Genomic DNA, 18,684 nt, shown 5'->3' with positions numbered 1-18,684 from the left:
GAGCTTTTATGGACTAGTTGCATTCCAGGACAAAATAAAAACGTCCCAAAAGTATAAACTTCTGAGACGAGAAATTCCTAAAGATATAATACTACGATTAAAGCTACGGCTAACACGATACGATAAATAGCAAATGGTACTAATTTTACTTTTGAAATAAGTCTTAGGAAGAACTTAATCGCAATTAGCGCAAACACAAATGCACTAATAAAACCGAGGATATAAAATCCTGTATGACTTGGCTCTAAGTCGCTCCAGTTTTTAATTAATGATAGGGTACTAGCTCCTGCCATAATTGGAACCGCCATGATAAAGGTAAAATCAGCGGCTGTTTTATGGTCAAGCCCCAGCATTACCCCACCGGAAATTGTAGCACCTGAACGGGAAAAACCAGGCCATAGAGATAAGCATTGAATTAATCCAATTTTAAATGCTTTCCCGTATGAAATATCATCCAAGGATTTAATTGTTGTTTTTCTTTGCCCAACCCGATCAGCAATAATCATCCAAAAGGCACCGATTATTAAGCCGATTATTACTGTATTCGTTGAGAAAAGGTTTTCATCGATAAAATCTTCAAATAGCACACCAAAAACGCCGGCTGGGATAATCCCTACAAGTACATGTCCCAAATTAAATTTACGAGAGGATGTCTGTCCTTCAATTTTATATAAACCTACTAAGCTAAGGATTCGCTTCCACATGACAAAAACAACTGCCAAGATGGAACCTAGTTGAATGACAATTTTAAAGGTATTTGCCGACCCAGCACCCAAAAATTCCTTCGTGTTTAGCCACAAATCATCCACGATAATCATATGTCCCGTCGATGAAACCGGAGCGAATTCCGTCATCCCTTCAACAAAACCGAGGATAATCGCTTTCATTAAATCGAAAAATTCCATAAATCACTATTGCTCCTCACTATTTTCTACTTACTACGCACGCTTACGAAATTGTATAAATTCCTAATTTACAATACATGAAGTACTTTTGGTTGTCCATACGTCTCGAGCTGTATTCGTACTAGTCCTCTCTAAACGTGATATCTACAACCCATAATTCAGACCGACTACCGATACGCATCGGCGGCCCCCAAAAACCAAATCCTGAAGAAACAAGCGCATGCATGTCCTCTTTTTTCATATGACCATAATCCAATTCGAATATCCGATCCGTAATAAAATTGTTTGGCCACAACTGTCCTAAATGCGTATGTCCTGACAAATGGAGGTCAACCCCTGCATCCTGTGGCTCATGTAAATCGTATGGTGTATGATTCATGACAACCCAAGGTATTTCAATATTTTCCGGTTTTAACTCCTGAATCTCTTTTCGCTTGCCATTCGTAACATCTTCCTGACCTGTTAAATAAAAACGATTTCCAACTAAAATGGTTTCGTCCATTAAGATTTGGACATTCGAATCCTTCATTTCATCGACAAACTGCGGAATTTTCCCTCCATAGTATTCATGGTTTCCAAGTACTCCATAAACACCATATGTTGCATTTAGCTGCTTCATCACTTCATTCATACCCTCGTCCACGAACCAAACAGGGTCATCATCAACAATATCTCCTACTAATAAAACCGCATCAGGATTGGCTTCATTGGATAGATTCACAAATTTTTGCAAGTGATTTTTATGTGAAAGAACCCCAAGATGAAAATCCGATGCTACAACCAGTCTCATTGGCTCACCTGGCTTATCTACGGAAATTTCTAAATTCCGAACTACCGGCGAATACGCATTGTATGTACCCCAAGAAAATAAAATGACTAAAAGCGCCACCACAACGGAACCGACAACAGCAACATTTTTATACGGAGTAAAAGAAATGAAGAGGTTGGCGATGATACATAATATGAGCCCGTACTCAAAAAAGAACATCCAATAGTTCCCCACTATCGATAACGGACTAAGCAGATCATGCATGCGTCCAATCAGAAAACCAAAAGCAACTACGAAGAAAATAATCCAATACAGTATCGGCCAGCGAAATAGATGTATCGCTTCTAGCCATTTTTTCAAATTCATTCCCAAATAAGCCGTAATCGTACTATATAGAATGAGCGCAACTGTTATGCCCAAAATCCTTCCCATTTGTATAATCCTCCCAATAACCAATATGAAAAAGTATACCATGCTGGGTAGGAATGTTTCACAGCATCCGCTTTCCAAATAAAAAAGGAGAAAAACGGACTGCGTTTTTCTCCCCCAATTTCATCTGCAAGGTTAATATTCAGCTGGGACGGATACTGTTACTTTAAATAGGTCGCCATCTAAATCGATGCTTAAGCGCCCATTGTGAATGTCCACAATTGATTGTGCAATGGCCAGGCCTAAACCTGAGCCATCTGTGTGTCGAGAAGCATCCGCGCGCTTGAAGCGTTCTGTAAGTTCCTCAACATTTTCATTAAGCTCATATTTTGAAACATTTTTCACCGTAAATTCTGCCGCTGAACCTATATGCTTTAATGTAATGTAAATTCTTGTACCTTCTAATGAGTATTTCAGTGCATTCACAATCAGATTATCGATCACACGCCACATCTTTTGGCCATCTACATAAGCAAATAGAGGCTGTTCAGGCATTGAAACTCGCAATTCAAAATTGGACTTTGCAAATTCTTCCTCATGTTCGCCAATCGATTGCTTCAATAGTTGAGTTAAATCTAAACGTTGCTTCGTCACCTCGATATTGCCGCTTGCCATTTTGGATACTTCAAATAAATCTTCAATTAACGTTTTTAAACGTGCTGATTTTTTATCTAGGACGTCAATGTATTGTTTACGTTCATCCTCTGTCAGATTTGGATTTTTCAACAAATCTGTATATGTGATAATTGACGTTAAGGGAGTTCGTAGATCATGACCTACATTTGTAATCAGTTCTGTTTTCAATCGCTCACTCTTTGCCTGTTCAGACATAGAAGTTTTAACACCTTCACGAAGGTCATTTAAGTTGGCTGCATGCTTAGAAAAAATTGACTTCCCCTTAACTTTAATTTCAGAGGTTAATCGCCCTTCAGCCATTTCTTGTGTTTGTTTCATAATACGATTGAGGTAGCCCATATGTCGCAGGAACACAAGGAAGGCTGGTAAAGCGATGAAGAAAAATAACAGCATAAAAATTGGGACTAATTCTTGGCCTTGTACGGCTGCTCCGATAAAGCCTATCCCCGTAAGGAATGCAATAGTTAGAACGCCAACTGCCTGCATACCAACAGAACGGTTTAAAAATAAATCCTTCATCCCATCTGCTAAACGATACAGCATTGCTTGACTCACTTGCTTCTTCATTTTTTCTTCTGTTTTAATGGAATCCCAAGTCCAAATAGAGCCCATAATGATCGCTGTTATCGATCCGAACAATACTAAGAAAAACACCAGAAAATCTGTTAGGCTAGATAGGTTCGATGTATAACGATATGAATTTATGATAGTATATCCAAGGCTATCTGCTGCAGCAAAAGATACCATCACCCCAATAAGAATCAGTACAATTTGAACATCAACCGGGATTCTTGCATAAATCTCATGTAACCTTTCCAATTCCCCTCTAAACACTTCTTTAGAAGGCTTAGCAAAACTAAACAATCCAATGATCGCTACTATACCTGTTAGCCATACGATATAGAAGAAGTATTTTGCCACTTCAAATGACTTATATTCTGAACCAGTAGAATGATTTAAATCCTTCGCCATTGTCTTTGGTACACTAATTGTTCCTTCAAATTGCGTTACTTCACCTTGTATCTCGAAGGGTTGAATGAGCGTTTGCTGCACATGATTATAATCCTCTCCATACGTATCAATAGAAACTGAACTATCTACTGTGAGAGTTAAATTATCTTCCCCAAATTTTTCTGAATAAATAGTTGTTTTTTGTTGTTGTCCACTTTCAAATTTTTCTTCTGTATCTACATTGACTAAGTTAAAAGCGAAGAATTTGTATTCTCTCAAAAATTCATTTCGATACTTAGCCTGTTGATTAGCATAAGAATCAATCATTTGTTCTTTTTGTTTACGAATTTTCTCTTCAACATATTCATCGCTTTCAAAATTCTTCGTAATGTCCGCTATTTTTGCATCTCTTTCCGCAACGAGGTGTTCCTTTAACTGTGTATCTTCTGCTTGTTCTGCATTCGTAATCTCATCAATGTATTGTGAGCGAATATTCTCTACCTGTTCCGAAAGACTTCCATAATAATTTCGGTAGTTTTCAATCTCTTCTTGTGTTACATTGATTTGCTCTTTTGCTTTTTCAGCATCAAATGGAGCTAAAACATACTTCCCTAATCCTTCAATAAAGCCATCTCTTGAAGACTGAAAATAATCGGATTCAAAGTACGATTTAAATAAATAATTATGTGAATGATTTATAAATGTAACGACTGCTAACGCTGACCAAGTTATAAGAAAAAGTATGAGGAGTAATTTATTTTTTGACTTCATAATACTACTTTCCTCCTCTAAAATAATTTCACAAGCATTTGCATGGTTTCATCAAGATGTTCACTTATAAATTGCCACGTCTTTGTGATAATAAAGAACATACCGACGACACTTGCAATGAGACTTAACACAGTTAGGCTTGTCTCAATTTTATTTTTCAATTTTGTATCCAATTCCCCACACAACCTTTAAGTATCTTGGATTTTTGGGGTCTGCTTCGATTTTTTCCCGGATTTTTCGTATGTGAACTGCCACCACGTTTTCCGCATTATAAGCCTCTTCCTTCCATACAAGCTCATAAATCTCGTTAATCGAAAAGACACGCCCCGCATTTTTTAATAATAGCTCCGTAATCTTGTACTCGATCGGTGTTAATTTCACCAATTCGCCATCTAAGCGTACCTCTTTTGCATCAAAATCGATCGATAAACCATTTACCTCTATTTTCGAATTTTGCTGTGCATTCCCGTAATAAGTCCCCAATTGCACATAACGTCTCAATTGCGACTTCACACGGGCAAGCAACTCCATTGGATGGAATGGCTTGGTAATGTAGTCATCTGCTCCTACTGATAACCCATGAATTTTATCTGTCTCTTCCGCCTTCGCACTTAACATGATGATGGGAATATTGCGCTCTGTGCGAATTTTAAAAGTAGCTGTAATTCCATCCATAGTAGGCATCATAATATCCAGGATGATTAAATGAACTTCATTTTCTTCCAGCAGCTTCAAGGCTTCAGATCCATCCGCAGCTTTTAGTACGTTATAGCCTTCATTTTTCAAATAAATCTCTATCCCATCACGAATGTCTTTGTCATCATCTGTGACGAGCACGGTTAGTTTCTCCACTGCCCTCACCTCATCTTTTTCTTATGTTACTATCATAAAATTTGAATCTTAATTTATAGTCTGTAAATTTATGAAGAAATTCTTAAGATTTTGGTTTTTTAATGTGTATTTGATATTTATAAACCCTTTTAAATACAGGATACACTTTACATACATTTCCATTTTACCTTATTTTAAATACGATACTAGTATTTATTTTTGATGGGGAAATTGGGGTACACGGATTTTCTATGTGGGGTACTTAGGGTATTGGTCATGGATGTTCAGCACCCTCGAATTTTGAATTTGATTAGGTACGAATCTAACTATGTAAAAACACGGATGAAAAATCGTTATTTTTATAGGAATATTGTAAATTCATTCGAAATGGAATAATTGCGTTTTGGTGGGATGGTTCCTACCTTTTGACAAGATAAAGAAAGATAAGAACTCTTCTAATAAGTTTTAACTGTTTTTTTCATTCTTTCATACAAGGATTATTTGCCTAATTAGAAAATGTAATACGTTGAATGATAGGGGATTGGAAAAGTGGGGCTCATTTAACTTTGCCTAAGGCAATTAAATGAGCATATTTTTTAAGAACGGGCAGTAAAAATTCTTATAATAACACTTCTATTGCCTGTTCAATATCTAAAAATGAATCATATGGCTCAAAACGTTTTATGACTTGTCCCTTTTGATTGACTAGAAATTTCGTGAAATTCCATCGAATATTGCGACCAATAAGATACTCTGGATAGTTTTCTTGAATGCTTTTATACATCATTTTTTGCTGCATTGTTTCACGCTTAAATGTTGGGCAATCAACCTCGTGCTTTAAGTAATTGAATAATGGGTGGGTACTATCTCCGTTGACGTTAATTTTGTCGAATACAGGATATGATACTCCAAATTGAAGCTTGCATTGGGTCGCAGTTGTCTGTCCATCTTCCGGATTTTGCGCTCCGAATTGGTTACATGGAAACGAGAGAACCTGAACACCTTGCTGTGCATATTTTTCATATAGCTTTTGTAAGTCCTCATATTGGTATGTAAACTCACAATGGTTCGCTGAATTAACGATAAGCAGTACTTTGTTTCGATACGTTTCCATCGATAAAATTTCCCCATTTGGTTTTTTCACTAAGTAATTATAAATGCTCATCCGCTATTCCCTACTTTTTTCTAGAAATATAGTATTCCGCACTTTTATGAATGAAATGAATACTTTTGGTAATATCTGAATTCAAAAATATTCATTTCATTTAGCCAAATTATCGAACAAACTTTACTAAAACCTTAAACAGCTATAATCTTAACTTCAATATTACCCTGTGTAGCTTTTGAATAAGGACAAACTGTATGTGTTAATTGTAATAATTTTTGTGTTTCCTCTAGTGAAAGCCCTTCAATATGCCCCTCTAGAACTACATCTAATACATAATCAAATGGAGCTTTTTCCACTAGATTAACAGTCGCTGTAATAGTCGACTCTCCTGTTATTTTTTCTTTGCGTTTTATAAGATCTAATGCACTATTAAAGCATGCACTGTAACCTGCTGCAAATAACTGCTCAGGATTTGTTGCATCAGCTACATTGGAGCCTGGTGGAGCTATTTTTAACGATAAAGAATGGTCCTCAGAATATGATTCTCCTTTGCGTCCGCCTACATTAATCATTTTCGTAGTAAATAATGTTTTCATCTTAACCCCTCCGTAATTTTATACAATTAAATTGTGTACAATCTAATTGGTTAAATACATTTTATACAATTAAATTGTATTTGACAAGTATTTAAATTGTCCTTATCATAAAAGCAAACATTCAGCGTTATAAAGGAGATAACGATGACCAACTACCTAGAAAATCAATTATGCTTCCTGCTATATGTCACGTCGAAAGAAATTATACGCAAATATACAAAGTTGTTAAAACCATACGACCTTACCTATACAGGCTTTATTACAATGCTCGCAATAGAAGAAGAAGAGCAACTGATGGTGAAGGAATTAGGCAGCCGACTATTTTTAGATTCCGGTACATTGACACCTTTATTGAAGAAATTAGAGGAAAAAAATTATATTACGCGAGAACGCTCTATACAAGATGAGCGTCAAATGATGGTTTCATTAACAGCACATGGTCGAGAAGTCCGTCAGAAGCTTCCTTGTATTTCTGAACAAATTTCACTAGACATGCAATTAACACAGGAACAATTTGATCAAATTAAAGGCATATTGAAATCATTCTTAAAAAATGATTTCCAATAAAAAAGTTGCCTACTACGTAAACTGCAAAATTATTCAGTAGCTAATATTAAAGTCAAATATCAATAGCTGTTCTATCGTAAATGAAAACGTTTTTGAAGCAGCTATCGGTTGTCTCTGACGGCTTATGTGATTTAGAACGACCCTATGAATAGATTTAATCGAGAATTGATTTATTTAGACGTAAGATTGAATCATATTTTGTGTGAGAATTGATTTAGGTCTCTTTTAAAAAAGGGCGTTCATACCTTTATGAGCGCCCTAAATTTAGGTTGCCAACAAAAAGGGTATTCTTACCACCTGCATCGACAACTTAAAAATATTAAAAGAATCTATTAACTTAGTGTTTTCCGCTCTTTCGACTGCCCACCGTCAACACAATAATTCCACCCAGTAACAGCACGACGCCCATCCAAGATGTCGGGCTCAAATATTCTCCTACTAAAAACACACCTAATAATGCGGCTGTTAAAGGTTCAGCTAAAGACAATGTCACCGCGGAGGATGAAGAAATTTTCTCTAAACCTGCTAAGAATAAAAGATAGGCTATACTTGTTGCGGCTAATCCCATATAAAGCATCGGGAACAAGTTTTGGCTTTCAAATGTCCACATAACACCATTACCTGAAAACGGCAGCAGTAAAAGTGCACACAATGTGAATGTCATTGCAACGGCTGGCAGGGTTTCTTCTTTCTCCGCTAATTGCTTGCTGCAGTTCGTATATAACGCGAACATGAGACCCGCACTTAATGCAAGAAGAATGCCGATTGGGTTAACTGAAGCTTCTCCTCGATTTACAAATAATAAAATACATCCAATAATGGCAAGCGTTGTAGATATTGCCCAAATTCGATTCGGCTTCCTTTTCCATATTGCCCACTCTACTAAACCTGAAAAAACTGGGGAGCTACCGATTGTTACAACCGTTCCTAAAGCTACCCCTGTAAAGCGTACAGAGGTGAAAAATAACGATTGGAATAATGCAATCGTTAAGGCTGCTAGAATTGTCCACTTCCACGACCACGTTTTAACATTGATTTTCCGAAAGAATAAGGCAATAACGAGTAGTACCCCTCCCCCGATAGCCGAGCGGACTGCTGCAACTGCAATGGAGGAAACCTCGGCTTGCAGAAAGGTTTGTGTTGTTCCAACGGTTCCCCAAAGCATTGCCGCTAGTAAAACAAATATGTATGAAAATATATTCATTGATTACACCTCATTAATTTTATTTTTACCATTACTCTGAGTGACAGAACTCAGCGATGCTAATTTCTATCTCAATCAGTTAAACTTGTTCCTACCTCAATCTACTACCTATATACATAGATTAACTTGTTAAATTATACCAAACACAATTGACAATCGAATAATTTTCTTTGATAAATAATTGCACAAACTGAAAATATATTAGAATAAATCTTTCAATCATGAACTGTTCTTTTGGTTGCCCTATTTGTTTTGTAGCGTTTTTTAGATAATCACTTATAATGGAAATGATGAACTTTCCCCATGTTACCCTTGTTCAAAGAGAGAGGGCTTTATATAACCAATAAAATGGAGGGCACCATACATGTATAAAACTGTTGCCGAAACGGCAAAGGACATCTCAATGCCCGAGGAACAAGTGCTTCGCTACATCTATGCCGGCCGCATTAAAGCAGTGCATGATGGAACACAGTACCTCGTAAATAGTGCTCAATTTGATACGTATCATGAGCAATTAGAACGGATTAAAGAAGAAATTGAAATTTGGCGCAATACCCCTATTCCTGAAGATCCGGATATTAAGGATGAGGACTAATTGAATATGAACTGTCTTTTTCAATAAACAACCGCAAAAAACATCTTGAAGCGCGAATGACTTTTCACGCCTCAAGATGTTTTAAATTGTTACGACAAAACCTGCACGTTTGCCGATAATTTCTGCATAGTCTTCCACCATGACACTTGCTGTTGGGTACATACCTGCTCCAGGTCCGACCAGTGTCAGTGTGCCAATGTAGTTTGTTTCCATTGTAACGGCATTAAATACATCATCAATTGGGTATAGTGGATGTTCTTTATCCACTAGCATTGGCGCTACTTTTGCGAAAAGCGTTCCATCCGGATATTTTACAACCTCTGCCACATGGCGATAGCGTAATCCTTTTTCTATCGAATTGGCTACTTGTTCAGCAGAGATCGTGTCAATCCCAATTACTTCTACATCCGCCCAATTCGGTTGATCTCCAAAAGCAAGTGAGGAGAGAATCATTAGCTTTTTGAATGCATCTTGACCAGAAATATCATTATATGGATCAGCCTCTGCATAGCCAAGTATTTGTGCTTCTTTTAAAGCTTCTTCAAACGACCAGCCTTCTGCACGCATTTTTGTTAGGATATAGTTTGTCGTACCATTTAAAACCCCTTGAATTCTTAAAACATCATTTACTAATAGAATATTTTTCATGGTTTTTATCACTGGTACACCGCCGGCAGTTGTCGCTTCATATCCGACAAATACACCATTTTGCTTAGCAAGTTCCTGCAGTTCCAGTCCTCGTTTAGCAAACATCACTTTGTTGGCAGTAATGACATGACACTTATTTTCAACAGCCTTTTTTAAATAACCAAATGCAGGCTCTTCATTTACAATGGCTTCAAATACAACCTGGATCCCTTTTACTGAAAGGCAATCATCTATACTATCTGTTAATAGATGTGCAGTACCTGGTACACGTTCTTTCGTTGTATCTCTTACTAAAATTTTAGCAACTTCTATTTCTAATCCTAGTTTATCGCGAAGCTCTTCGCGTTTTTCATTTAAAATATGATATATACCCTGACCTACTGTGCCAAAACCTAAGATGGCCGCCTTGATTGTTGCCATTTCTATACTCGCCTCCATCTTCACTCAACATCCTACCTAATTAGCGTGTCTACGAATCTGAATTTATAAGGATAGGTGATATACGACTCCTTACATTATCTTACGCCAAACCGATAAGTAATTATCAGTATAATAACAAACAATTCGAAAAATTTAACTTAAGAGAATTTTATCTTATATTTGGAAGGAACTCAAGAACATTCTTCCTAAGGTGGACAATTGTTTTTCTAAGAAGGTCAAAAAGATTCATAAATAATTTATATTTTAATATGCCAAAAATAAATTTCAATTAATTAGCTCTCACAATATGTATAAATAAAAAGGTATCTCTTCGTTTGAGATACCTTTTTATTATTATAGCATAGTAATTATGGTTGGACGACTTGAAACTCCTCTAGCATGTGGTAGAATCTTGCTCCATGTCCCTCTGCAGCTTCAAGGAAATATTTAATATTGAAAACAAAGCTGCCTTCTCTCCCATTTGAAATAATATAGATCTTACTTACCCTGCTATCCCATTCACTCCCATCAATTGCTGCAACTAAAAGTCCCTCCACCGGCTCTGTTACTGATTCTATTTCTTTTACTGTTGCAAAAGAGGTTTTTAGCTCATGTGAATATTCCTGTGCTAGTTGCTCCGGTGTTTTATCGACTACTTGAGAAATCGTCATAGAAACTTCTGGATATCTTTCTTCCAAAGGTTCTTTCGTAGTTATTAGGTCTTTGTCGCCCTCTTGAATCATTTTGTACCGTTCTTCGTCGATATAAATCACATAATCGGCTTTTTCATGGAGAATTACTTCTTGTTCTTCTGGTTTTCCTTCAATTTCAGTTACTACATGTTTTTCCGGTTCAAAGTATTGTTTCATTCGCTCTACAAAAGCTTGACCCGTAGTCGTTACATTAATGACACTGAAAATAAGTACTAAGATTGCAGCACTTATCAAAACACCCCGCAACCGCCTTTTTGATTTTTTGTTTATTCTTAAAGCTCCATTTCCCTTTTGTTCTTTCAAATCCAACCTCGATTCAATATGACTCCAGATCTCTTCCTTATCTTCTAAATAATCATCGGTGTTTTTATTGATGGCATTTTTTATTTCCCGTTCCAGGTTTTTTTCATCCATTCTGACTTCCCCCCTTTTCCGTTTGCAGTAAACGTTTTAACTTTTGTTTCCCTTTATATAATCGTGATTTAATCGTGTTGATGTTTTCATTCAATATTTCTGCAATTTCCTTCTCCTTAAAGCCATTCAAATATTTCAATACAATGGGAATCCGGTGATGCTGCTCCAAACTCTCAATGGCACTATACAAACTCTCATATTCAGTAAAACGGGAGATATCCTCACCCATTTGCCCATCATTCTTCGTTTCGACCATGATCTCACCTACACTAAGGATTTTGCCATCCCGTTTTAATATCCTGTTACATTCATTAATGAGAATCCGATAAAACCATGCTTTAAATGGACGACTAGTATCATAGCTTTGGATGTTTTGATAAACACGAATAAAGGTTTCTTGTACTGCATCTGTTGCATTTGAACGCTGATGGTTCATGATAATTGTTGCAACTCTAATGGCATAATCAAAATAAAGATCATATAATTCACGAAATGCTCGAACGTCTCCATTTTTTATCTGTTGAATCATTTCTTTTTCCTTCATAATTCACATCCTTTCATTCATTTCTTGGAACAGTTAATTTGTTTACTAATAATACCTATGCACTTTCCAAAAAGTTTTCAACAGAGCAAAACTTTAAGTTGCAAAAAATAAAAAAAACCTGTATCAAATCATACAGGTTTAAATCAAATACACTATTTAGGAGTTGTTAAATGGGAGATTGCTAGGATGCTTGATTTATGGTCATTTTTTTAAATTTATTTATGACACTATTAACTAGCAGCATTTCTTTAGTTGTAAAGACGGGTACGCCATACGTGCGCTGAACAAGCTGGAATTGACCATACTCTAAATGCCATTCCTTTGCCGGTATTGACAAGTGATGATTTCCAAACTCTTTGTACGCTTCGAAAACTTCTTTTACGTAATAATTACTTTCTGAAAATGTTGCAATTTCCTCTTTGTACGCTGTATGTCCAAATGTCTTATGCCAAAGATTATCTACACCAGCTAATAAACGCTGAAGTGAAAATGCATTTATAAAGGCACCTTTTTCATTTAATTCATATATAAAATATGCTGCGATATTTTGCGCACTATAGATGTTTCCCATTTAACAACACTCCTTTTACTAAGTAATACCGTATCGAAAACCTGTAAACCAATTAAAAATTTAACCTGCAAGGGATAGATTTTAATTCCGATAAGTTTTCTCTATATTAGATATTATATGAATTAAACACCTAAAAGTCAATAAAACTAATTGAATTACTAGGTTTTAAGATGCAACATAACCGAATGAATGGCATTAGATAAAATTGGTGAAAACTCTCCTATTTCACAAATGAGTGAAAGGTCATTTTCACCAATTCCATCTATCTAATTAGGCGTTTGCTTGTGCAATATTTTCAACCGCTTTTTCCAAAGCCTGATCTAAATCTGCAATGATATCTTCTACAGCCTCTAAGCCAACTGACAAGCGAATGAGCTCTTCAGAAACACCAGCCACCTTTAACTCTTCTTGCGATAGTTGTTGATGAGTTGTTGAAGCAGGGTGAATAATTAGAGATTTTGCATCCCCTACGTTTGCCACATGAGAGAAAAGCTGGACATTGTCAATTACTTTACTTCCTACATCACGGCCACCTTTGATGCCAAATGTAATCATAGAGCCGTAACCATTTTTCAGGTATTTTTTCGCTAATGAATGCGATGGGAAGCTTTCCTTGCCTGGATAGTTGACATATTCCACGAATGGGTGGTTTTCCAAGTATTCTGTAACCTTCAATGCATTTTCTCCATGCTTTGTATAACGCAAATGAAGCGTCTCTAAACCTTGAAGGAAGTTAAATGCACTATCCGCACTTAGAGTTGGACCGAAGTCGCGTAATAATTGAACCCGCAACTTTGTTGCAAAAGCAGCCCCTGCTGTATCAATGCCGTAACGTATGCCGTGGTAAGACTCATCTGGTTCAGTGAATCCCGGGAAGCGTCCGCTTGTCCAGTCAAACTTACCGGCATCTACTACGACACCTCCAATTGTTGTACCATGACCACCAATCCATTTAGTTGCTGAATGTACCACAACATCTGCTCCAAAGTCGATTGGATTCGATCCATATGGGGATGGGAAAGTATTATCGATGATTAACGGAAGTCCATGCGCATGAGCAATTTCCGCTACTCGCTCGATATCTAAAATGTTTAAGCTTGGATTACCCACTGTTTCTGCATAAATTGCTTTTGTTTTGTCCGTAATGGCCGCTTCAAAATTTTCAGGGTTACTCTCATCTACAAATACCGTTGTAATACCATAGCGTGGCAATGTATTCGCAAATAAGTTATAGGTACCACCATAAAGCGATCCTGCTGAAACAATTTCATCTCCTGTACCAGCAATATTCAAGATAGAAAAAGCAATGGCCGCTGCACCTGAAGATAACGCAACTGCAGCTGTTCCACCTTCAAGTAAAGCCACACGTTTTTCAAAAACATCGACAGTTGGGTTCATAATACGTGAATAGATGTTACCCGTTTGTTCTAGTGCAAAAAGCTTTCGTGCATGCTCAGTGTTTTCAAAAGCATAAGCCGTTGTTCTGTAAATGGGTACTGCGATTGCTCCTGTTACTGGATCTGGCTTTTGCCCTCCATGAAGCAATTGTGTTTCCGGTCGTTGCTGTGACATGTTTTCTCCTCCTAAAATAGAATCGATGGGGTGATCTAACTAATGAGGAGGACCTTATGGAAAAACAAAAGCCCTCTTCTAAGAAGAGGGCTGCAAAGTTGCAATTTTTCCTCCCCTTATCTCTCAGATCTAATCAAAATCTGTAGGAATTAGCACCTTTGCGTAATCGCTGGTTGCTGGGCATCGTAGGGCCTAGTCCCTCCGCCTCTCTGGATAAAGGTATTTGATTCATGTTCCATCGTTATAGAAACTATAAAGCATAGTAATCTACTATGTCAACTGCATTTTTAAAATATTTCGAAAATATTTGAAACATCTTATATAATCATAGAGTATATTGTAAAAAGCATACTTTGAAGGGAGTTTTCATTTTGCTTTATGCCATTATCTTTATATTATTAGCAGGTTATCTAATTGGCTGCATTCATGGCTCTAATATTGCTAAATTACTTTCAGGCGTAAACCTGAAAGAAGTTGGACATGGGAATGCAGGAGCATCAAATGCAACCCTGTCATTAGGTTGGAAATATGGTGTTCTTGTTGCTTTAATCGACATTGGAAAAGGAATAGTAGCAATTGTATTCATACGTCTCTACTTAGTTAACTTTGAATCCTTTACCCTTAATCAGACTTCACTTTTACTATACCTTACTGGTGCAGCAGTAATCCTTGGCCATAACTTCCCAATTCATATGAGGTTTCGCGGTGGAAAAGGTACTGCTTCTTTAATTGGCATTTTTATTGCACTGAATTGGAAATTGGGATTAATTGCTGTACTTGCTTTTGTGATTACATCGCTTTTAACAAATTATTTACTTATTGGCGTTGGTATTTTATATATTATATTCGCAGTCACTGCACTTTTAATCGAACCAACAATTGGGCCATTCATTATTACACTGACTTTATTATTAATCGCACTTTATCTTCATATCGAGAACATCAACCGTATGCGACTCGGGACGGAACCAAAAGTTACAGCTGCTTTTAAGAAGAAGCGATAGCGATCTTTCGAAAACCTGAGTTCTGCTTTTTTTGCGATTGTCGCTTTGCTTTCGTCGCAGAAAATGCAATCTCTAAAAACCCGCCTGAGCTCCTTTTTGCGACTGGCGCTTTTGCTTTCGTCGCAGAAAATGCAATCTCTAAAAACCCGCCTGAGCTCCTTTTTGCGACTGGCGCTTTGCTTTCGTCGCAGAAAATGCAATCTCTCAAACCCGGCTGAGCCCTTTTTGCGACTGGCGCTTTTGCTTTCGTCGCAGAAAATGCAATCTCTCAAACCCGCCTGAGCTCCTTTTTGCGACTGGCGCTTTTGCTTTCGCCGCAGAAAATGCAATCTCTAAAAACCCGCCTGAGCTCCTTTTTGCGACTGTCGCTTTGCTTTCGTCGCAGAAAATGCAATCTCTCAAACCCGTCTGAGCCCTTTTTGCGACTGTCGCTTTTGCTTTCGTCGCAGAAAATGCAATCTCTCAAACCCGGCTGAGAGATTGCATTTTTGTATCTAATTCCAAAATATACTATCATAGCCTTAGGGAGCACTTTTGCTCTGTAAGGCTAAAATTATGAAAACTTATTTTAGGGGAGGAAATGAGATGTCAACAAAAGGGTTATTACGTAGCCATTCATCTGTTAGAAAATATACAGGTGAAGCTATTTCAAAAGAAACTGTTGTCGATTTAATCCAAACAGCACAAATGGCAGCTAGCTCACACTTTGTACAAGCCTATAGTGTCATTTGGGTAACAGATGAAGAAAAGAAACAAAAATTAGGAGAGCTATCAAAAAACGACTTCCAATTTCAAACAGCGGGTGCTGCCTTTCTTTTCTGTGTTGACTTTAAACGCCTTCAAGTAGCGGGGGAAAAACAAGGTGTCGATATTGTTGCAGATAGTGCTGAAAATGTGCTGGTTGGTATTGCAGATGTTGGCATTTTCGCTCAAAACTTTGTAATTGCTGCTGAAGATGCTGGTTACGGTATTTGCTATATTGGTGGTGCTCGTAACAATCCGAAAGAAATTAGCGAGCTATTTAACTTACCTGAATACGTATTCCCACTATTTGCCATGACAATTGGAACACCAGCAAAACAAAATGAAACAAAACCACGTCTTCCAGTCGAAGCCATTCTACACGAAAACGGTTATGACGTTGATAAATACGATACTTTGCTTGACGAATATGATGCGACAATGGAAGAATACTACGCAAGCCGTAGCTCAAATCAAAAAATGGCCAACTGGACAAAACAAATGGCCGACTTCCTAGTTGAACAAAGAAGACCGCATATCAAGGAATTCCTAGCTTCTAAAGGCTTTAACTGGAAATAAAAAACAGTGATACCAAAGGCGAACTAAGTGTTTGCATTGGTGTCACTTTTTTAATTTAACGTCTTTTGGTCAAAGGAAATTCACGTCTTTTATTAATAGGTCTGCCACTTTTTGTCGCATATCCGCCAATTTCACTAATTTTTCCGCCAACTTTTAGCGAATATCCGCCACTTCTACTAATATTTCCGCCAACTTTTGCTGAATATCCGCCACTTGTCCCATTCCCTCAAAAAGAAACACAAAAACCCAAACCAACAAGTTGGTTTGGGCTAATTTTATTTACGGAGTGGCAATCCCATCAATTACAATTTGCTTAACAGGAAGGAATAACTCGCCAGTTGCATAATAGGTGATTGCTACATGATCCCCTTCTTGTAGATAGATTGCTAATGGTGCATTTTCTGAACTGATGGTGAAGTTTTGCCCCGTGTTTAATAGGAATGTAACGATTGTATAATCGCCTACACGTTCTTTATACACACGAACCACTTCACCGGAAATTGTTGCTTCTTCTGAATTTGAAGTGCCATCAACCGTTCCGCCACCACGACTCAGCGTCGTTCTATACTGCTTTAATGCTTCGTTCGGTGTTGTACCATAGGCTGAAATTTCAGGATTTGCAGCTGAAACAATAAAGTAGTTTTGTAAGAATCCATTCGAATCAAGGACAGGTGCCAGCCAACTTGCTTCTCCATAGAAATTATATAGAATCGGCATTTCGCCTTCCCATTCTTTTTCGATGAATTTCTTTTCGATAATAGCTAATGCACCTTGCGAATCCATATAAGATTCTTCAAGATTACCTGTATAGTAAGTTGATTCACCTGTACGAGCATTTGTTAAGGAGTATCCAAGCATTGAATCTACGCCTTCTTTAGGACTCGTAAAGTCTGTAAAGTAATACATTTCGCCACTTTCATTGAAGACTGGACTTACATTTGCTTCTGTTCCTTCATCTGAAGGCAGCTTCACATCTTTTTTACCGAACAAGCTATTCCAAAATCCATGTAAATAGTTACCGAAGTAGCTATTTTGCAGACTAACTGCTTCTGGAGAAACCGCACCATCGATAAATTCAGGTACTTCATCCAAGGTTAAGATTTCGGATTCCCCTGTTGCTGCATCCACCTTCACAATCCCTTTTACATCAAAACCATTACGAGCGGAAATAAATTCCCCGTAAGAACGAATGTAATAGGGTTTTCCTTCATCATCAACTTCAAGCTGTGGATCACCATTAAAGATTAAAGTTGGATTTTCTAAACGGATGTGGCGTTCCAGATTATTGTTTAAAAAAGCAGATGGTACATAGGTCATTTCTGATTTAATAAATTTCGGATTATCTGTTGAATCTGTTGCACTCATTGTGAAATAACCAGGAGTTGTTTTTCCGTTATACCATTTGAAAAATCCTGAAAACTCAACAGGCGCGATATAAACATATTGCCCATTCACTTTTTGAATTTGTAGATTTCCAAGCTCATAGTAACTTGTATTCGGCACTTGCCCAAAAGCTTTTTTCATTTTGTTCTGAGCAAAGCGAGGTGGAACACTTGCTGGTGTCTGTTTCTCATCGAAAGGTTCAATTTCCACCTTTTCTTCCATTTGTGCAGATTCGTACTTATCATCTGCATTAAATAAAGGAGCACTAAGCATATACCCGAGCAGAATTAAGCTTCCTAAAAACACAACGCCTTTAAAAGTTTGTTCTACTCCTTTAGAAATCAGTGTACCAAGCAAGGCAACTACTGGTAATACATACGCAAAAACTGTCCAATGCAAATCGATTTTTGTAACATAGATAATTATAAACCCAATAACAAAACTTGCTATCAGAACATAAATAAATGAATTTAAAAGTTGCTTATTTGTTATTTCTCCTTTTTGAACCTTCTTTGTAACCGGGACAATCAAGAGCGTTGTAATGACTGAAGCAATTAACGCCATTATTATTGTTTGAGTCAATTGAACCATCCTTTCTCTTATATTTGTTATACGGAATAGCTAGCCATATAGTTTCATAAATATTATAAACTTAAGATTATGTTAAATTGGAAAATTATAGTGTAATGTTACATCTAAGTAGCTAGGATTGTTTTAAAAAAAGGAGTGATGA

At 37.1% G+C, this 18,684-nt stretch carries 18 protein-coding genes and 1 riboswitch; of the genes, 4 read left to right on the top strand and 14 right to left on the bottom strand.

Annotated elements, in window-relative coordinates; all coding sequences use genetic code 11:
* Window positions 1-77: 77 nt before the first annotated feature.
* From C1N55_RS01540 to C1N55_RS01515, 7 genes are all read right to left on the bottom strand, one after another.
* Window positions 78-905 (bottom strand): undecaprenyl-diphosphate phosphatase, encoded by an 828-nt coding sequence (locus C1N55_RS01540; protein ID WP_137727171.1) that lies wholly within the window; start codon window positions 903-905, stop codon window positions 78-80.
* 121 nt (window positions 906-1,026) lie between these two features.
* Window positions 1,027-2,106 (bottom strand): metallophosphoesterase, encoded by a 1,080-nt coding sequence (locus C1N55_RS01535; protein WP_137727170.1) that lies wholly within the window; start codon window positions 2,104-2,106, stop codon window positions 1,027-1,029.
* Between the two features lie 132 nt (window positions 2,107-2,238).
* Window positions 2,239-4,461 carry a sensor histidine kinase gene (locus C1N55_RS01530; RefSeq protein WP_137727169.1) on the bottom strand — a complete coding sequence of 741 codons (2,223 nt, stop codon included), beginning with the start codon at window positions 4,459-4,461 and terminating at the stop codon, window positions 2,239-2,241.
* Between the two features lie 17 nt (window positions 4,462-4,478).
* The gene (locus C1N55_RS20400; protein WP_168193769.1) at window positions 4,479-4,622 is read right to left on the bottom strand and encodes a hypothetical protein; all 144 of its coding nucleotides are present in this window, start codon (window positions 4,620-4,622) and stop codon (window positions 4,479-4,481) included.
* The gene (locus tag C1N55_RS01525; RefSeq protein ID WP_137727168.1) at window positions 4,612-5,313 is read right to left on the bottom strand and encodes a response regulator transcription factor; all 702 of its coding nucleotides are present in this window, start codon (window positions 5,311-5,313) and stop codon (window positions 4,612-4,614) included. Before C1N55_RS01525 ends, C1N55_RS20400 begins: the two co-directional genes overlap by 11 nt.
* 598 nt (window positions 5,314-5,911) lie before the next feature.
* The gene (locus C1N55_RS01520) at window positions 5,912-6,457 is read right to left on the bottom strand and encodes a glutathione peroxidase (RefSeq protein ID WP_137727167.1); all 546 of its coding nucleotides are present in this window, start codon (window positions 6,455-6,457) and stop codon (window positions 5,912-5,914) included.
* 134 nt (window positions 6,458-6,591) lie between these two features.
* The gene (locus C1N55_RS01515) at window positions 6,592-6,996 is read right to left on the bottom strand and encodes an Ohr family peroxiredoxin (RefSeq protein WP_137727166.1); all 405 of its coding nucleotides are present in this window, start codon (window positions 6,994-6,996) and stop codon (window positions 6,592-6,594) included.
* Window positions 6,997-7,140: 144 nt separating this feature from the next.
* Here C1N55_RS01515 and C1N55_RS01510 point away from each other — a divergent pair, with 144 nt between their 5' ends.
* Complete coding sequence (locus tag C1N55_RS01510) at window positions 7,141-7,563, top strand: MarR family winged helix-turn-helix transcriptional regulator (protein ID WP_137727165.1); 423 nt, start codon at window positions 7,141-7,143, stop codon at window positions 7,561-7,563.
* 337 nt (window positions 7,564-7,900) lie between these two features.
* Here the strand turns inward: C1N55_RS01510 and C1N55_RS01505 are convergent, their stop codons facing one another.
* Complete coding sequence (locus C1N55_RS01505; protein WP_137727164.1) at window positions 7,901-8,767, bottom strand: DMT family transporter; 867 nt, start codon at window positions 8,765-8,767, stop codon at window positions 7,901-7,903.
* A gap of 364 nt (window positions 8,768-9,131) precedes the next feature.
* Here C1N55_RS01505 and C1N55_RS01500 point away from each other — a divergent pair, with 364 nt between their 5' ends.
* Complete coding sequence (locus tag C1N55_RS01500) at window positions 9,132-9,362, top strand: DNA-binding protein (RefSeq protein ID WP_137727163.1); 231 nt, start codon at window positions 9,132-9,134, stop codon at window positions 9,360-9,362.
* 81 nt (window positions 9,363-9,443) lie between these two features.
* On the opposite strand, the gene C1N55_RS01495 is transcribed toward C1N55_RS01500, so the two are convergent.
* The 5 genes from C1N55_RS01495 to C1N55_RS01475 form a co-directional block, all read right to left on the bottom strand.
* The gene (locus C1N55_RS01495) at window positions 9,444-10,430 is read right to left on the bottom strand and encodes a homoserine dehydrogenase (protein WP_137727162.1); all 987 of its coding nucleotides are present in this window, start codon (window positions 10,428-10,430) and stop codon (window positions 9,444-9,446) included.
* A gap of 368 nt (window positions 10,431-10,798) precedes the next feature.
* The gene (locus tag C1N55_RS01490; protein WP_137727161.1) at window positions 10,799-11,557 is read right to left on the bottom strand and encodes a hypothetical protein; all 759 of its coding nucleotides are present in this window, start codon (window positions 11,555-11,557) and stop codon (window positions 10,799-10,801) included.
* Window positions 11,550-12,101 carry an RNA polymerase sigma factor gene (locus C1N55_RS01485; protein ID WP_137727160.1) on the bottom strand — a complete coding sequence of 184 codons (552 nt, stop codon included), beginning with the start codon at window positions 12,099-12,101 and terminating at the stop codon, window positions 11,550-11,552. Before C1N55_RS01485 ends, C1N55_RS01490 begins: the two co-directional genes overlap by 8 nt.
* Window positions 12,102-12,282: 181 nt before the next feature.
* Window positions 12,283-12,672 (bottom strand): hypothetical protein, encoded by a 390-nt coding sequence (locus tag C1N55_RS01480; RefSeq protein ID WP_137727159.1) that lies wholly within the window; start codon window positions 12,670-12,672, stop codon window positions 12,283-12,285.
* A 270-nt stretch (window positions 12,673-12,942) separates the two neighbouring features.
* Window positions 12,943-14,244 (bottom strand): O-acetylhomoserine aminocarboxypropyltransferase/cysteine synthase family protein, encoded by a 1,302-nt coding sequence (locus C1N55_RS01475; protein WP_137727158.1) that lies wholly within the window; start codon window positions 14,242-14,244, stop codon window positions 12,943-12,945.
* A 113-nt stretch (window positions 14,245-14,357) separates the two neighbouring features.
* Window positions 14,358-14,464, bottom strand: a riboswitch (SAM riboswitch).
* Between the two features lie 151 nt (window positions 14,465-14,615).
* On the opposite strand from C1N55_RS01475, the gene C1N55_RS01470 reads away from it, so the two are divergent.
* Both C1N55_RS01470 and nfsA read left to right on the top strand, forming a co-directional pair.
* Window positions 14,616-15,248, top strand: a complete 633-nt coding sequence (locus C1N55_RS01470) for a glycerol-3-phosphate acyltransferase (RefSeq protein WP_137727157.1) — start codon at window positions 14,616-14,618, stop codon at window positions 15,246-15,248.
* 585 nt (window positions 15,249-15,833) lie between these two features.
* A complete protein-coding gene (gene nfsA, locus C1N55_RS01465) occupies window positions 15,834-16,568 on the top strand; it encodes an oxygen-insensitive NADPH nitroreductase (protein WP_137727156.1) in 735 nt (244 codons plus the stop codon).
* A 279-nt stretch (window positions 16,569-16,847) separates the two neighbouring features.
* Here nfsA and C1N55_RS01460 read toward each other — a convergent pair whose 3' ends face one another.
* Window positions 16,848-18,515, bottom strand: coding sequence for a hypothetical protein (locus tag C1N55_RS01460; protein ID WP_370452608.1), 1,668 nt, complete (start codon window positions 18,513-18,515; stop codon window positions 16,848-16,850).
* Between the last annotated feature and the right edge of the window lie 169 nt (window positions 18,516-18,684).

Source organism: Lysinibacillus sp. SGAir0095 (assembly GCF_005491425.1).
Lineage (GTDB): Bacteria > Bacillota > Bacilli > Bacillales_A > Planococcaceae > Ureibacillus.
Note: the sequence above shows the minus strand (reverse complement) of the source record. Positions and strands in the feature narration are given on the sequence as shown.

Coding starts and splice junctions, on each gene's coding strand:
- C1N55_RS01485 (WP_137727160.1), bottom strand. CDS start 12,101: ATGAAGGAAAAAGAAATGATTCAACAGATAAAAAATGGAGACGTTCGA.
- C1N55_RS01510 (WP_137727165.1), top strand. CDS start 7,141: ATGACCAACTACCTAGAAAATCAATTATGCTTCCTGCTATATGTCACG.
- C1N55_RS01475 (WP_137727158.1), bottom strand. CDS start 14,244: ATGTCACAGCAACGACCGGAAACACAATTGCTTCATGGAGGGCAAAAG.
- nfsA (WP_137727156.1), top strand. CDS start 15,834: ATGTCAACAAAAGGGTTATTACGTAGCCATTCATCTGTTAGAAAATAT.
- C1N55_RS01460 (WP_370452608.1), bottom strand. CDS start 18,515: ATGGCGTTAATTGCTTCAGTCATTACAACGCTCTTGATTGTCCCGGTT.
- C1N55_RS01520 (WP_137727167.1), bottom strand. CDS start 6,457: ATGAGCATTTATAATTACTTAGTGAAAAAACCAAATGGGGAAATTTTA.
- C1N55_RS01500 (WP_137727163.1), top strand. CDS start 9,132: ATGTATAAAACTGTTGCCGAAACGGCAAAGGACATCTCAATGCCCGAG.
- C1N55_RS01505 (WP_137727164.1), bottom strand. CDS start 8,767: ATGAATATATTTTCATACATATTTGTTTTACTAGCGGCAATGCTTTGG.
- C1N55_RS01540 (WP_137727171.1), bottom strand. CDS start 905: ATGGAATTTTTCGATTTAATGAAAGCGATTATCCTCGGTTTTGTTGAA.
- C1N55_RS01535 (WP_137727170.1), bottom strand. CDS start 2,106: ATGGGAAGGATTTTGGGCATAACAGTTGCGCTCATTCTATATAGTACG.
- C1N55_RS01530 (WP_137727169.1), bottom strand. CDS start 4,461: ATGAAGTCAAAAAATAAATTACTCCTCATACTTTTTCTTATAACTTGG.
- C1N55_RS01490 (WP_137727161.1), bottom strand. CDS start 11,557: ATGGATGAAAAAAACCTGGAACGGGAAATAAAAAATGCCATCAATAAA.
- C1N55_RS01480 (WP_137727159.1), bottom strand. CDS start 12,672: ATGGGAAACATCTATAGTGCGCAAAATATCGCAGCATATTTTATATAT.
- C1N55_RS01495 (WP_137727162.1), bottom strand. CDS start 10,430: ATGGCAACAATCAAGGCGGCCATCTTAGGTTTTGGCACAGTAGGTCAG.
- C1N55_RS01515 (WP_137727166.1), bottom strand. CDS start 6,996: ATGAAAACATTATTTACTACGAAAATGATTAATGTAGGCGGACGCAAA.